We start from the raw sequence: 1,219 nt of genomic DNA on the forward strand, positions 1-1,219 counted from the left end.
CCCTAGGGGAAACCCCCAGATGTTGTATACAACTTTTCTTTAAGGTCAGGTGATTCCCGGCCAGGCGCGCAGAGGTCGAGTGGTCTGGCGGCGGTCGTGATCGCGACCGATTCAGGTGCCGAGGTTCACGCCGCGGAGGGCCAGGAACGGGACGGCGTCGACGGCGGTCCCGTCGATCCTGACCTCGAAGTGCAGGTGGCAGCCGGTCGAGGCGCCCGTGCTCCCGACCCCGGCGATCACCTGGCCGGCAACGACGTGCTCACCGACGCTGACCAGGGTCTCCCCCGGAGCGATGTGCGCATAGCCGGTCGAGATGCCATTCCCGTGGTCGATCAGGATCCAGTTGCCGTAGGTGCCCAGTACGCCGGCGGCCTCGACGACTCCGTCGGTCGCCGCATAGATGGCCGCGTCGCACCCGGCGCCGATGTCCGTCCCCCGGTGGAAGTCACCGACCCCGGCAACCGGGTGCACGAGACGCGGGCCGAACGCATCGGTGATGCGCCCTGCGGCTGGTCTGGTCCAGCCTTGTTCGCTGAGACGCCCGGTGTCCGCGACGGGCACAGTTGCCGGGAACGGCTGGACCTCGCTCGCCGCCGTGGCTGCCGGAGCTGACCGGGCAAGGTCGGCGAGGGCGGCGGATGCTGCGGTGACGTCGTCCTGCGCCGCCACGACCGCCGCGCGGGTGGCGGAGACCGGCACTGCGGCGATGACGGCCTGAGCGGCGGCATCCTGCTTCTCGAGCGCCTGCTCCCGTTCGACGTCCGCGGCGACGCGACTGCGCACGTCGTCGAGATTCGCGGTCAGCCTGGACAGGGTATCCAGTGTGCCGAGCTGAAACAGCAGGTCATGGTCGGCCCTGTCGTCGAGTAGCGCGTCGAGGGTGCTGTTGCCGGATTGTTGCATCAGGCCGCGAACGAGAGTAGCCAGCACCCGGCGGGACGCGTCGGCGGTGACTCCTGCGCGTTCCCTGAGCGCATGCACGAGGTCGGCCCGACTGACAGCGGCCTCGTAGTCGGCGTGGGCTGAGGCGTCGGCAAGCTTCGCCGCACCCAGCCTGGTTTCCGCAGCGCGCAGGCGGGACTGGGCGGCCGCGACTGCGGCGGCGCGGCGGGCAGAGGCTTGTTCCGTCAGTGCCCTCGCGGCGTCGGCGTCGTGGACCTGGTGCAGCGCGGTGTCGTGGTCTTCTGTCGCGCTGTAGACCTTGACGGGCACGTTGACG

At 69.9% G+C, this 1,219-nt stretch carries 1 protein-coding gene; it reads right to left on the reverse strand.

The window, feature by feature from the left end:
- Nucleotides 1-111: 111 nt before the first annotated feature.
- The coding region (locus tag QN357_RS18990) for a M23 family metallopeptidase (RefSeq protein ID WP_323505399.1) at nt 112-1,219 on the reverse strand (1,108 nt) is incomplete at its 5' end.

This window comes from Cryobacterium sp. RTC2.1 (genome assembly GCF_035018685.1).
GTDB lineage: Bacteria > Actinomycetota > Actinomycetes > Actinomycetales > Microbacteriaceae > Cryobacterium > Cryobacterium glucosi.